The organism is Anaerostipes sp. 992a, assembly GCF_001940245.1.
Taxonomy (GTDB): Bacteria; Bacillota; Clostridia; order Lachnospirales; family Lachnospiraceae; genus Fimousia.
In genome coordinates this window covers 106,551-120,439 of the sequence record NZ_MJIG01000001.1, presented here as the reverse complement: position 1 = coordinate 120,439, position 13,889 = coordinate 106,551, and the positions used below count along the sequence as shown (strand labels likewise).

The window sequence follows — 13,889 nt, the reverse complement described above, 5'->3', positions numbered from 1 at the left end:
CTTCTTTCCTCCTATCCTTCTACATGAATTGCATGGAATGCACATGCATCTTCACAGGCGCCGCACTTAATACATTTATCAGTGTCAATCTCAAAGGACTCTCGAATCTTACCGCTGATTGCACCCACTGGACAGTTTCTGGCACATTTTGAACAGCCTTTACAAAGCTCTGGACTAATGATAAAGCGTTTCATGGCTGTACAATTGTGTGCACGACATTTTTTATCTACTACGTGTTCCAGATATTCATCTTTGAATAAATGCAAGGTACTAAGTACTGGCAACGCGGCACTTTTCCCAAGACCACATAAAGCAGTATCGGTAATGGTTATTGCAAGTTCTTCCAAAAGATCAAGGTCTTCTAACTTACCTTTTCCTGCAACAATTCGTTCTAATACCTCCAACATGCGTTTGGTACCCTCTCGACAAGGTACGCATTTTCCACAGCTTTCATTCTGTGTAAAATTCATAAAGAATCTGGCAACTTCAACCATACAAGTATTATTGTCCATAACAACAAGTCCACCAGAGCCGATCATTGCTCCCATTTTCTTCAATGAATCAAAATCAAGGCTAACATCCAGATGTGGTGTGATCAGACATCCTCCGGATGGTCCACCAATCTGAACACCTTTAAATTCAGCACCTCCCTTGATGCCACCACCAATATCAAAAATAACTTCTCGAAGAGTTGTTCCCATTGGAACCTCTATCAGACCTGTATGCTTTACAGAACCAGTCAGGGCAAATGCTTTTGTTCCCGGACTATTTTCTGGTCCAATACTCTTATACCAGTCCGCACCACGTTCAATAATCATTGGTACATTGGCATATGTTTCTACATTGTTTAATACCGTTGGTTTCGCAAATAATCCCTGTTCAACCGTACGAGGTGGTTTTACACGTGGAAAGCCTCTGTTTCCTTCAATGGATGCCGTCAGAGCACTTCCTTCTCCACAGACAAAGGCACCTGCACCACGGTTGATATGTAGTTTAAATGAAAAATCTGTTCCAAGAATATTCTCTCCCAACAGACCTATTTCCTCTGCCTGTGCAATGGCTAATCGTAATCTGCTGATCGCCAGTGGATACTCCGCTCGAACATAAATATAACCTTCCTGTGCTGCTACTGCATAAGCTGCGATCAACATGCCTTCAATCATCTTATGAGGATCGCCTTCCATGATACTTCGATCCATAAATGCACCTGGATCGCCCTCATCTCCATTACATACGATATATCGAATCTTTTCTTTCTGCTTGGCAACCTGTGACCATTTGTAACCAGTTTTAAATCCACCGCCGCCACGGCCACGAAGATTGGATTCTGATATTTCATGTATCACTTCTTCTGGAGTCATCGTGAATAAGGCTTTGGCAAATGCCTGATATCCCCCAACTGCAATTGTCTCTTCAATATGCTCTGCATCAATATGTCCGCAGTTTTTTAAAACCAACCTGGTCTGTTTCTTATAAAATGGAATTTCTTCCTGCTTCTGATACTCAATTCCATCCTGCTCAAATAAGAGACGATGAATTACTTCACCATTTTGGATCGTCTTGTGATAGATTGCTTCACAATCATCTGGAGATACTTTTGTATAAAGAATTCCCATCGGTTCAATTCGCATCAATGGTCCCATCTCACAAAAACCATGACATCCACTTTTTCGAACAGCAATGCCTGCACCCGGGCAAGTTCCGTCTAAATGTGCAATTTCCGGACCAAATTCTACCTCTACATCTTCATTTCCAGAGGTAAGCTGGCACATTTTTTTATAAATCTCGTCAGATCCTCCTGCAAGACAGCCTGTACCGGCACAAATAAGAATTCTACAAGTCTCTGCATTAATTTTATCTCTTGCCTCATCCTGAAATTTCAGAAGAGCTTCACGGTCTTTTATAATACTCATATCATACCTCCTCCTTTAACTTCCTGATTAACTGAGATACCTGATCTGGAGTCATAGATGGATGTACCACATCATTCACGGTCAATACTGGTGCTAATCCACATGCTCCAAGACAAGAAACTGTCTCCACAGTAAACAACATATCATCGGTTGTAGACTTATTCTTTGAAAGTCCAAGCTCTGAATATAATCTCTCTAAAATTCCAGGAGACTTTCTTACATGACAAGCCGTTCCGTCACACACTTTGATCACATATTTTCCCTTTGGATCAAAGGAAAAATTCTCATAAAATGTCGCCACACTAAATGCTTTTGCTTCTGTAATTCCGATTTTTTCCGCTACATAAGACAATAATTCCGGTGGCAAATAACGGTACTCATTCTGGATATCCTGAATAATAGGGATCAACTTCTCCTGCCTGGCTCCGTACAGATCAATAATCCTATCTGCACAGTCATAATAACTTTGCTCTAACATAAACCCTCCATACATATTATGCTTTTGTGTATTCGTTACATTATATAATTTTATTCTATCTTATTGATAATTTTTTGTCAATTTTTATCATCAATCTACACAACAGTATCATTTAAGCTGTCAATACATTATAAAAAAATGTTCACTACTATACACTTTTGTATAATGATTATGGTTTTATATGTGTTCCATTGTCCGCTCTGTCTGCTGAATATCTGATGGCTGAATATTTAAGCATAAATTTCTCGTCTACTTTCCGAAATAGTAGTATAACAAAGGGGCTGTCTATTTCCCGACAGCCCCCTATTTTCACATTACTCAAACTCGTCTCACAGGAGATTAATCCTGGTATGCTTCTTTTATGCAAAGGGTTATATAAAAATGTCTTTCCTATGATTTAAGTGAATGCCGATATGCCCTACACCCAATATTACTGCAGCCATGAATAGCAATGGATTCCGTCCATATATAGCAATCATACAACATGCAATAACTGGCAGAGTGGCACCTGGCACAGGAATGCTTATTAAGATTTTCCTGCAAGTGAACTTAATATTTTTGGAACAAACCATACGAGCGGAATTCCCACTACAAGAATCCATATTATTGCTATTACTCGATTTCTATATCTAAAGGATTTCTTATCAAGTATCCCTCCTGTATTGCTGCAAAAGTGGCAATGACGCAAATAACACATCCACTATATTTTAAATCAACAAAAAGCAAAGACAATGGAAACGCAAATAACATGGCACCCGTTAATTTATTCAAAAAAGAATGCACTGCCACAAATTTCTTTTTAACTATAAAGCCAGAGATTACATTAATCACCTTTATAATTGCGATTGCACCTATCCATACCAAGAGAAAAACGGGTATTTTCAAGATGGGAAGCAATTTTATTAGGCAAACTGCAATAAAGCTAAAATCTGCAATAGTATCAAGTTTAGAACCTAATTCACTGACGGTATTCGTTCTTCTTGCAACAAAACCATCCATAATATCCGTAACTCCAGTAAGCAAGTAGAAAAAATAAAATGTAGGAGAAAAGACCGGAATGAACAGCAAAAAAACACTCCCTAATATTCTACAGCCGGTTATGATATTTGCCATTCTTCATTCTCCCTCTCTTGTTTAATATATCATTCATATATGCAAGCTGAAATATGCGTTATTCCCTTTTCTTTTGCTGTTTCAGTTCAAACATTCGTATCTCTTGAGCCTCTTTTCGCTCTCGACTTTTTAATTTACGTTCCTGTTTGTTCTGCTCCTGTTGCCTCTTCAATGCTTGCTGTGATTTTGTACCAATACCATTTTCCTGCATCTGTTTTTTAGCATCACGCTGCATTCTCTTAGGATTTCTTTTCACTTATTTTGTCCATGACAATCCCTCCTAAATAATTGATTTGCAAAGAATGGACAACCCGGAGGGGCAGGTTACTTACCCTATATAATGTAGGACGGCTGGGCTACCTACCAGCTCTAGTACATTTACAATGTACATTGCGTTTTTATCTTTGCATATATAATCAAGCCATATGGCACGATTAATAAAATAGGAAATCAACATCTCGAAAATTTCCGATTTGTCTTTTCTCATTTTATCACACTCACATTCCAAACACCATTCTTATATTAACTAAATGAGCAACCTGTACACTGCTCTCCACACTTACAAATGTGGCATATAACTTACCCATTGTTTGCATCCTATATACGTTTTTTTATATTCTCACAACTCCATTCCGGTGTGTTTATAATTATTCTGTAAACGGTAGAATGCAAGTACCTTTTTATTGATTTGAAATTATGCCATAATTACACTCGACAAGAAACTATAAGTCTAAAGAGTTTAACACTCAACTTTTTTGACTGATTATAATCAGGAGGTACGATTATGGATGTCAAAACCTGGTACACCCAAAATAACATCACAAAAGCTTAGAAACTGTGTATTCCATAACTTTGACATGGCAACCATCATTAAAAATGGCATCCTCTCTTTTTTAGGAAATGCATCAAAATAAATACGTTTTATATCCCTGTTGCTTAACTTTATGTTCCGGCATATTCAAAAGCAACTTTGCCTCTGTTCCGGAAAATGCCTGTTCGCAAGAATATCCCGCTTTGGATAGTGCCTCTTGAAGCAGATTGTTGATATTTGTATCATCCTCTACAATCAGTATTTTCTTCATGATTGTTCACTCCTCTATTTTACTAATCAAAAATACCATATCATTCAACCCTCGCAATAAAATTGTTTTTTCATCCAATGTTTAAAATGGTAACTGTCACCTTCTGTCAAGTAATAGTCCGAATAAAGGAATCGTATGATATCTGTATCACCAAAAAGATCAAAAATCCACCCATCCCACCCATCTTCAAGAGGGAAGTCGCTACTTTCCATTAAAAATCGGGACTCTTCAACAATCAAATACAACATCAGCTCCTCAAGAACACTGTGTACTACAAGTTCTGTCCCACAATGAGCCATTTTACGAAACCAAACAATCAAAGCATGCAATGCATACAAAAACTCATAGTCATATTCCATGTAAAATTGCTGTGGCAGAATATCTATCAGATACGAAACTCTAATCTGTCCTATGTGAGTCCCTTTCGGCATCTTCAAAAGCTGTGTCATATCCTCTTCTACATAATCCATCAGAATATCGCTTCCAATCGCAAAAGAAATCGCTGCTACTTCTCCAAAGCGATCTGCAAGATATTGCGACCATGCTTCATGACTTTTGTACTCCTTTATCTCTGACAGAAATTCTTCTCCCGCATTATCGCCCGGCAGGCTTATCCAGTTTAATGCCCTACAAACTCCTTTATACTTATCCTTGCGAATAGATTCTCCTGCTTCGTATCTGCACCACGTTTTTGTGCCAACACCTGCCCTTAATGCTGCTTCCTCTATTGTAAGATCTAATTCATTTCTTCTCGTTTTAATTGCTTTCGCCAATTTTTCATTCCCCTTTATTGATCTCTGTGGCATAATCCCCTCTCCTTTCTTTAGTGACTAGTCATTTTTTTGTCATTATATCACTTCCATTCTATTTGTCAATAACCATACGTAAGTATGTGAACAAAAAAGACCCTGGGGAATTGCTTCCTCAAGGTCTAACTCTTTATTTGTTATAGGATAGTCGATTTTACACTAAACGGGATAATGACTATCACACCATTACAATTTTTTTATTCAAACTCGCAAATAAAATCTCGTCACTATACTTTCTTGTATCGGTATTATGGTTCTATTTGGTTTTATATGTGTTCCACTGTCCTAAGTCCATAGGCTGTACTGAACGGTGTTATCAGACATCATCTTTCATAATGTGTCCACATACGGATAATCTTTACATATCCTTCATAACCAATTTCTTCATGTGTGTTAGGTTCTTCTATAACCTGAAATACAATCCTGTGCTGAATATTGATTCTTCTAGAACAGTATCCCTGTAAATTCCCTACCAGTTTTTCATATGCCGGAGGATTCTGAAACGGATTATTTTTTATAATCTCAATCAATTCTCTGGCTTTTTTATCCAATCCGCAGGATTTCAAATTCTTTATGTCTTTAGCCGCCTGTTTGGTATAAATGATTCTGTACATTACCATTCCACCTCTGACTCATCAAGACATTCGGAAATATCCGTATTTCCTCCCTCAATGATAGATTCTGCCATACCAGGAATAGACATCAGATACAGCGTTTCTTCAATCGCTTTCCAGTCTTCCTCGCCAATCAGAACTGCATTTTTTCCTCTGGTGTTAGTAATTGTTACCGGAGTACAGCTTGCATTTACATCCTGTATCAACTGGTAAATATTCTCTCTGGCTTTTGTTGCTGTAATTGCTGTCATGATATCACCTCTTTTTTCTTTATTATAACGTACGTTTTAACGTTCGTCAATATATTTTAATTGATTCTTTTCAACAATCAGATTGATTCTACATCGTTTCTGCTATTTTTAGTATACGCAAAAAGCTGTAAAATTCAACGTGGATTTTTACAGCTTTTTATTATAACTATCTCTATTTTTTTAATTCTACAAACGGGAATCTGTAAATTTTTAATGTTCCTTACAAGACAAAGCACTGACGGAAAGTTTCAGAACTTTTGTCACATTTAAAACTTTTTCGTTAAATTCCCATTGTGTCTTGTTTGTGTAATGAGCCATAATTTTCTGTAATCCGTAAATTTTCTCATCTATGTCTGAAACTTCCTTCACTGTGCCTGTTCCCATAATACTTTGATATAGAAAGGAAAAATCACACCCAAGATTTCCCTCTGCCAATCGGTGTTTTGTATCCATTTCAAAAGACACTACTGATTGTTTAGGGAGTAAATCTATCTTCCTACCTTCATTTGCACAATGAAAATATAGGAGTATCTGCTCATCGATTATGTCATAACCAAAATTCATCGGTATAATATAGGCTTCATTATTATCCACGAGTCCTAAGCGACAACAATCACAATCATTTATAATATCCATAATTTTAGAATAGTCTTTAATTTCTCTGTCTTTTCTTCGCACAGCAATCATCTCCGTAAATTCCAATTTATCTTTTCCTCATTCTATCATATTTTATTCCGAAATTCTATTCTTATATTTGCAAAGAGCAGCCTTTCGACTGCCCTCTTTACTTTTGTTCATCAACCCGACCCATTTCATCTGATCCTGCATTTTCAACAGCTCTGTCACACTCTGTTTTTCCGCCATCTGCTTCATCAACACTTCCACCTGCTCTCTGGCTTCCCGATCGACTTGATTCAGATGTGCTGTCAACTTCCCAGTCATCAGTAAATACTGATATCTTGCCGGTCTATGCTCTTTCAGAAACTGCTTCCGCAACATTCCTTATTTTCCATATGTTGGTTCATCCTCATTCACTAAAGGAAAACTATCTGAATGCACTGGCTGTCCCAGATATTGACAGCTATGTAGGGCTCATGTACACGCTATTTGCACTGGAAGCCCTCTACGGTCTGCATATCGGCGAGATTGATGGGGAACTCTGCCTGCGGCTTGATAAAACCAAGGGTACCACCTACCTTTCTATGTTTGATATGTTCCACGAATGGCAGGAACAATCTGCAAAACTGGAATCCGGCGAGATCACGAAAGAAGAATACGACCACTGGCGGTATAACTATCCCAACGTGAAAAAATAAAAAACCAGCAAAAAAGGCCTTACCAAACTGATTTCACTCAATTCGGTAAGACCTTTTTATGTTGGTCAAAAATAATAATTACCTGATAACCTCCGGCTCACGCAAGAATAAATGCATGGTTGCCAGTGTTATCATTTTGTTATCAAATAGAACCTTGCTGCCCCTCAAACGCCCTGTTTATGCGGGTTCTCAGATTTTTTTCATCACTCAAACTCCTTTGCGGACTGCGTTATACAGCACACATAGGACATAATTAGTGGCTTATACATCGAACATTTATTCTGTTTTTGTACTTTCCGTACCGCTTATGAAAAGATAAACTCCAAAATAACTCCATTTCACTCTTTGTTATTTTGTTGTTCTTCTCTCTTGTAAAGAATGTCAAGCGCCTGGAATATTACATTACTCATAGTCTGATAGTGGCGTTCCGCATATGAAACCAACCGCTCTTTTTGTTCTGGAGACATTCGAATTCTCAGACTAGAATCTTTCCCGTTTAATGATGGTTTTCTAGGCATCTTTCTCTCCTCCTTACATTGCACAGTTTAACGCAAATTGATACATGTGCCAATCTCTATTTTTCTACTAAATGCCATCTGGCAGCATGTCCTGTTCCATTAACATCTGCTATTCCTGCACGTTTCATCGCCTGCAATATGTTCGATACTTTTTTAGACTGTTGCTTTTCATCTAATACCGCCGGCAGAGCTCCTTCCAATACACTCTTTAGCTCTGTAACGCTGGCTTGTTTCATAGTATCTAATGCATTATATATAATCTTTTTATAAACATCATTAGATAATCCTTTATTTTTTACATACTCTGTTTTCTGACCAACCATATTTGCAATTTTATAAGAAACATAAATATTCGGATATCTTCCCTCTACTATCCCCTGTTTTTTTAATATCTTATAACTTTCTTTTGAAATCACTTCGTGCTTCTGTACTTTATCTAGCAAAAACACTGTCTGTAAATCCAAATCGCCATTAGATCGTAATAATTGCGTATAATTTTTATCTAATATTCTTCCATACAATGTAACTTTCACTCTATTAGGATCACTTAAATCATATGTTGGCAACGGGAAACATTTTTCTTTTTGTATCTGGTACATCATCGGAATGCCCATTGAATTCGTATCAATCATATATAAATTTACCATTGCTCTGCACAAAAAAGTATTTCTATAGTATGGTGGTTTATACCCTTCTTCCAGTGCTCTTTCTACAGTTTCCGGAATAAAGTTTCCTTCATTGATAAAAACTAATCTATCTTCAAATTCTTCAAGATTAATTTTTCCCCTCAGCTGATAATTTGAATGTGCAATGCAATTATTAAGCACTTCTTTTACAACATCAGCCTCATATTGTGTAGTTTCATCTGGAAATAGAGTTTGCTGTCCTGCTATATATCTGTATTTTTCGTTTCTGATTTTAGAATATGCTCTATCTACAGCTAATAATAAAGGCATATCGAAATGTTCATATGCTTTTACTGTTCCATTTCCATTATATAAGGTCCATGTAATTCTTGGTATAAATCCATCAAACAAATATGCCGATTCTTCTTTTCCCAAGAGTATTAATGCGGTATTCGTTATTTTCCCTTTAATTAAAATGCCTGCTTTGTTTAAAATCTCTACATCGCTCATTTTAACAAGCATATCCGTTGATTTTTTTGCTACATTTTGTTTTTTTATAAAAAGTTCTCTGGCATAAATAACCGCTTCTGGATCCAGATCTTCAAAAGATGCTCCCTCAACAATTTCTTTTGACCAATCTACACCAACTTGACTTCTTATTAAATCCATCTTATCAATCGGAAGTGGGCATGTATTTTCATCTTCTCTTGCATATGCTGCACCATTCCAAGTTGTTGGTATACCACGTGTTGCCGGAGGTATTTGAAAAGCTACTACTCTATGTCCATCGATTTCGACTTCATAAATTTCCATAAAAGTAACTCTTTCATTTGTTCCACCTACTATTTCCTTTTTCAAATTTTGAAGATTTCCATCCTGCCGATAAGCTGTTCCAACTATTTCTTTTTTATTTGTGACTCCAAAAATAAGCCATGCTTCTTTGTACCCTCGAATGTTCGCTTCATTTCCTAAAGCTGAAAAATACTTGCCGATGTCTTTAAATGAGTAATTTGTACGTGCCTCTTTAAATTCAACCACTTCGTCTTCAAAATCTATTATCATTTTCCGCACTTTTTTTATTAACTGTTGATCGGTATATATCATGCTATTTCCTTTCTGCTTAAACTATCTTGGACTAATCTTGAGCTAATCTTAGACTATTTTTTTACCAAAACACTTTGATTTCAGCATTGTTTCATCATTTTTTGAACTAAGTTCAGACTAATCTTGAGCTAATTTTTGTTTATTCCTCTGTCTTTAGTCAATGACTTAGCATTACTTATTCCCCCAATGCTATACGTTGCATATGTTCCACATTTATAGGAATACACAAAATTTCTATCATTTTCCCATTTTTCTATTGCCTTTTCATATTGTGACCGACTCTTTTTCTGATTTATAAAAAAGTCCAAATAACTAATGATATCACTTTTTGTTAAGATGCTATTATCAATCAAACTTGCTAAAATTGTTCTTCGCTTTTTCTCTGACAATCCTTCTTCTTTCGAGACATTATATCCATACTGCATCAATATGGACTCTTGCGCCAGACTCATACCTTTCAAACGTGTATTATCTTGTAAATATTTTTTTTCATCCGTTATTCTACACAAAGGTGTACCTATACTTCTTATTTTTTCATATGTACTTTCCATTATGAAATACAAATTACATTCAGGACAATAACCTGCAGGTATTACATGTTTTTCAATACTTCCGTCAGAATTAACAATCCCAACAATCCCTTCAATATTTTTTAATTTATGTTTATCATGCATACATTTGAAGGTGGCTCTTCGTATTACAAAATCCTGAATAGAAATATTATTTTCTTCTTCCTGTTTTTCACGCTCTATTCTTTCTTTCCTTTTCTCTAGAAACTCTTGAAACTTACGCGCTTTCTCTTTTTTTGCCGGATCTTCTTCATTTTTTTTGCTATCCTTTTTTTCTTGTATTTTATCAAGATTAAAAATTGCAAATTGCTCTTGATATCTTGGAAGTGCAGCTTTATTTTGTATATCCCACTTTTCATACCTATGTGCCATATATACACTATATTTTATGTAATATACATCACAGCTTTCACAATATCGTGCCGCATAAGATCTAGAAGTTCCAATATCTTCTTTTGAATATAATATTTGTACTAATTTCAGCGGTTTACGACACTGTCTGCATACCTTTGTCTTTTCTAGGCCATATATATAACATTTAGGGATTACTTTTTTCATATTCTCACTCATATACATGTCTTCCTTTCCAGCAACAACTGCTTATTTCACTTCCAGCATAAATTTCTCAGGATTATCAATAATATTATATGTCCCACTCATATCATCCGACAAGTAGGAAAAAGAAAACATCGCCTTGCCCTTCTCTACCTGTCGCTTAGAGCTATATACCGTCACATAGAGGGCATTCGGCATTGCCTGATCATAGCTAAAACGGACACTTTTGAATGAATTTTCTCTACAGCGTTTACAATTTATTTGCAACTACTGTTAATCGTTCTTCCTGGTAATTATCAAAAGATGTCACATAAGAGCTGCAAACATCCATATCACGACCATACTGCATGTATCCAACACAGTAGCCTGTAATAACTATTATACCGATAATAAGACTAATAAACCACCTTTTTTTCATCTTCTCTTTCCTCGTCTTCTATATTTTCCATACACCTGTATTATAATACAAGTGTATGACAGGACAGCTTATTTTTCAATACAGTTGTATTTATAACTCTAAGAAAAGATGAGGTGTCGACATGATTGTATATATGGATTTAGAAAATCTGCTTAAAGAAAAGAATATCAGCAAAAATAAGCTCTGTGAAGCTTGTAATTTGCAGCGTACACAGCTTAACAACTATTGTAAAAATAAAGTAACCAGGATTGATTTCACCATTCTCGCTAAACTCTGTGAGTTTCTAGATTGTACACCAAACGATATACTGAAATTAAAATAGGGCATTGGATCATTCCAGTGCCCCCTTTTCATGTGATCAAACTTTATGCAACGCTACGATTAAATCTTATTCTTCTTTTTTCTTCTCTTTGTAATCCGACGGCAATCTTACCTCTCCACTCCGTCTTTTCCTAATAGAATTCTGCGTTTCCATCTGTGTTGGAATATAGTCATGCTCTTTTAACAAATCACTGGCAGCTTCCGCATAAGACTCATATCCAGCTGCTTTCATCCCCTTCAACATTTTTGCTAAAGCACTGTTCTTATCCCTGCTCGCCTGACGGTAGCTGATTCCCAGTTCCTCTGTTGTCTCCTTAAGTTTCTTTCCCATAATGAAATAGTCACTCACGATTTTCTTCTCTTTTTCTGTAAGATCACTGAATAACTCCTTGAAAAACAGCTCATTTGCAATATCGCCTGCCACATCAAAACTCATATCTGTGAGAAAGTCTTCCGCACTGCTTGTTTCTGACTGCATTCCGCAAAATAACAAGATATTGTTCCTTTTATGCTGCTGATGGAACATATAGTGTTCTTTATTATAAGAAGTATTCAGTACTTCCAGTTCTTCTGCTGTCACACTCTCATATTTTACTCTCTGGTATCTGTCATAAAATGTATATTTTCTTTCTTCCATGATTGTTCCTCCGATTTGTCGATTTGATTAATTTGCAACAAATCGAAGGTCATGGGTATCTGGCGTAATGCCAGCCTTTTGCCTGCATGGTGATATGCAATCTCATTTTGGGCAATCGAGTAGGAGGGAAATTTAAATAAATTTCCCGACCTCTCACACCACCGTACGTACCGTTCGGTACACGGCGGTTCAACCAACTTAACAAACAACACACCTTTCGGTGTAGTAATCTAACATAGAGACTACTCCAAATTGGGTTAGTCTCCCTTTTGTAACAGCCATATTCATTGCACCGCCTTGGCACACGCGTGCTATATGAGCTCCGTAATAAGCTATTGACCATGCAAACTTCTTGCTAATCCCAAGTTTCATCAAGTTCTTTGCTCTGTTTTGTAGAGTTTTCCATTGTTTCCATATACACATTCGTAGGCGGAAACGTATTCGAGAATCTAGTTCCTTACAGAGTGTCCTCATACTTCCTATCTTGAAGTAATTAACCCAGCCTCTAATAAGCTGATTGAGTTTCTCTACCTTGTGGCTGTTGCTAACGCCCCAACTACGACAAGTGAGTTCTTTCATCCTTTTCTTGAACTTCGCTACTGATTTTGTATGTGGCTTTGCCTTGTATTGGTGTGCCCTTGAATCAAAGTAGAATCCAAATCCTAGATATTTGATATTGACAATATCACTATGTCGCAAATCATGAATTCGAATTCTCTTTACTCCCGACTCTTTTACTCCACGATCCATTTCATGATGTAAATAAGATTTTGAAATATTGAAAATTCGTGTATCTGGTTCAATCCCATATAAACCATTAATAAAATCTTCCATTTCCTGCGCTACCATTTCGGGCATGATTACAACCCTGATACTCTTCTTCGTCTTTGGTTTTGTAATAACATCCCTACCCTTTATCTTCTGATATGACTTTGTTATAGAAACTATTTTATTCTCAAAGTCGAAATCAGATGGTGTCAATGCTCTTAACTCGCCGAGACGAATTCCACACCAGTACAACATCTCAAATGCCATATAGGAATACGGTTTATTTGCCATTGTCGGGATGAATTGTAAGTATTCCTCCTTTGTCCAGAAAAGCATTTCTTCCACCTGTGATTCTGCCTTTCTGACTGGATTAGCCGGAAGATCATAAAACCGTACTGCATGATTAAAAATGCAAGATAATTGAGACTGTATCGTTTTAAGGTATGTTACCGCATATGGATTCCCTGCAGAGTCCTTTAAACTTCTCATCATGTTCTGCCACTTAATAATGTCTCTTGCCTGAACATCTATCATCTTCACTTTACCGAAATATGGAAGTAATTTGTCCCGCACAATATACTCTTTGGATGCCCAAGTATTCTCTTTTAATTTTGGTTTAACATCTGCTTTATATACTTCAAAGAAATCTTCGAATGTCATATCCATACTGGAAGCCTTTGTTAATAAGAAGTTGTTCTCCCATTCCTGGGCTTCTCTTTTAGTTGAAAAACCTCTTTTCAACTTTCTTCTGTTTGTTCCTGTCCAGTCAACATAATGGAAAGATGTATACCATGTTC

Annotated in this window: 14 protein-coding genes and 3 pseudogenes; 2 read left to right on the top strand and 15 right to left on the bottom strand. The window is 36.6% G+C overall.

What is annotated here, in order from left to right; translation table 11 throughout:
- Positions 1 to 11 precede the first annotated feature (11 nt).
- The 10 genes and pseudogenes from BHF69_RS00670 to BHF69_RS00620 form a co-directional block, all read right to left on the bottom strand.
- Positions 12 to 1,913, bottom strand: coding sequence for an NADH-quinone oxidoreductase subunit NuoF (locus tag BHF69_RS00670; RefSeq protein ID WP_075669160.1), 1,902 nt, complete (start codon positions 1,911 to 1,913; stop codon positions 12 to 14).
- Position 1,914: 1 nt separating this feature from the next.
- Complete coding sequence (locus BHF69_RS00665) at positions 1,915 to 2,391, bottom strand: complex I 24 kDa subunit family protein (protein WP_075669159.1); 477 nt, start codon at positions 2,389 to 2,391, stop codon at positions 1,915 to 1,917.
- A gap of 612 nt (positions 2,392 to 3,003) precedes the next feature.
- Positions 3,004 to 3,504 carry a CDP-alcohol phosphatidyltransferase family protein gene (locus tag BHF69_RS00655; protein ID WP_075669157.1) on the bottom strand — a complete coding sequence of 167 codons (501 nt, stop codon included), beginning with the start codon at positions 3,502 to 3,504 and terminating at the stop codon, positions 3,004 to 3,006.
- 58 nt (positions 3,505 to 3,562) lie between these two features.
- Positions 3,563 to 3,760: pseudogene (locus BHF69_RS00650) on the bottom strand (DUF2992 family protein); the annotation flags it as partial.
- A gap of 688 nt (positions 3,761 to 4,448) precedes the next feature.
- Positions 4,449 to 4,586, bottom strand: a pseudogene (locus tag BHF69_RS00645) (DNA-binding response regulator); the annotation flags it as partial.
- 44 nt (positions 4,587 to 4,630) lie between these two features.
- Positions 4,631 to 5,392, bottom strand: a complete 762-nt coding sequence (locus tag BHF69_RS00640; RefSeq protein WP_075669156.1) for a helix-turn-helix domain-containing protein — start codon at positions 5,390 to 5,392, stop codon at positions 4,631 to 4,633.
- A 326-nt stretch (positions 5,393 to 5,718) separates the two neighbouring features.
- Positions 5,719 to 6,009: a Txe/YoeB family addiction module toxin gene (locus BHF69_RS00635; protein WP_075669155.1), complete on the bottom strand. Its 291-nt coding sequence runs from the start codon at positions 6,007 to 6,009 to the stop codon at positions 5,719 to 5,721.
- Positions 6,009 to 6,260: a type II toxin-antitoxin system Phd/YefM family antitoxin gene (locus tag BHF69_RS00630; RefSeq protein ID WP_075669154.1), complete on the bottom strand. Its 252-nt coding sequence runs from the start codon at positions 6,258 to 6,260 to the stop codon at positions 6,009 to 6,011. The genes BHF69_RS00635 and BHF69_RS00630 overlap by 1 nt, the downstream gene beginning before the upstream one ends.
- 210 nt (positions 6,261 to 6,470) lie before the next feature.
- Positions 6,471 to 6,962, bottom strand: a complete 492-nt coding sequence (locus tag BHF69_RS00625; protein WP_242946065.1) for a pyridoxamine 5'-phosphate oxidase family protein — start codon at positions 6,960 to 6,962, stop codon at positions 6,471 to 6,473.
- Positions 6,963 to 6,989: 27 nt separating this feature from the next.
- Positions 6,990 to 7,259, bottom strand: a complete 270-nt coding sequence (locus BHF69_RS00620) for a TnpV protein (protein WP_083650869.1) — start codon at positions 7,257 to 7,259, stop codon at positions 6,990 to 6,992.
- Positions 7,260 to 7,312: 53 nt separating this feature from the next.
- Here BHF69_RS00620 and BHF69_RS00615 point away from each other — a divergent pair.
- A pseudogene (locus BHF69_RS00615) lies at positions 7,313 to 7,567 on the top strand (helix-turn-helix domain-containing protein); the annotation flags it as partial.
- 347 nt (positions 7,568 to 7,914) lie between these two features.
- Here the strand turns inward: BHF69_RS00615 and BHF69_RS00610 are convergent.
- From BHF69_RS00610 to BHF69_RS00600, 3 genes are all read right to left on the bottom strand, one after another.
- Positions 7,915 to 8,094 (bottom strand): hypothetical protein, encoded by a 180-nt coding sequence (locus tag BHF69_RS00610; RefSeq protein ID WP_075669153.1) that lies wholly within the window; start codon positions 8,092 to 8,094, stop codon positions 7,915 to 7,917.
- Positions 8,095 to 8,150: 56 nt separating this feature from the next.
- Positions 8,151 to 9,824 (bottom strand): RNA-binding domain-containing protein, encoded by a 1,674-nt coding sequence (locus BHF69_RS00605; protein ID WP_075669152.1) that lies wholly within the window; start codon positions 9,822 to 9,824, stop codon positions 8,151 to 8,153.
- Between the two features lie 128 nt (positions 9,825 to 9,952).
- Positions 9,953 to 10,963, bottom strand: a complete 1,011-nt coding sequence (locus tag BHF69_RS00600) for a hypothetical protein (protein WP_075669151.1) — start codon at positions 10,961 to 10,963, stop codon at positions 9,953 to 9,955.
- A gap of 524 nt (positions 10,964 to 11,487) precedes the next feature.
- Between BHF69_RS00600 and BHF69_RS00590 the strand changes: the two genes are divergently transcribed.
- Entirely contained in the window at positions 11,488 to 11,688 is a 201-nt protein-coding gene (locus tag BHF69_RS00590; protein WP_075669150.1) for a helix-turn-helix domain-containing protein, read from the top strand.
- 66 nt (positions 11,689 to 11,754) lie between these two features.
- On the opposite strand, the gene BHF69_RS00585 is transcribed toward BHF69_RS00590, so the two are convergent.
- A complete protein-coding gene (locus BHF69_RS00585; RefSeq protein WP_075669149.1) occupies positions 11,755 to 12,324 on the bottom strand; it encodes a sigma factor-like helix-turn-helix DNA-binding protein in 570 nt (189 codons plus the stop codon).
- A gap of 198 nt (positions 12,325 to 12,522) precedes the next feature.
- Positions 12,523 to 13,833, bottom strand: coding sequence for a group II intron maturase-specific domain-containing protein (locus BHF69_RS14315; protein ID WP_075669148.1), 1,311 nt, complete (start codon positions 13,831 to 13,833; stop codon positions 12,523 to 12,525).
- Positions 13,834 to 13,889: the final 56 nt, after the last annotated feature.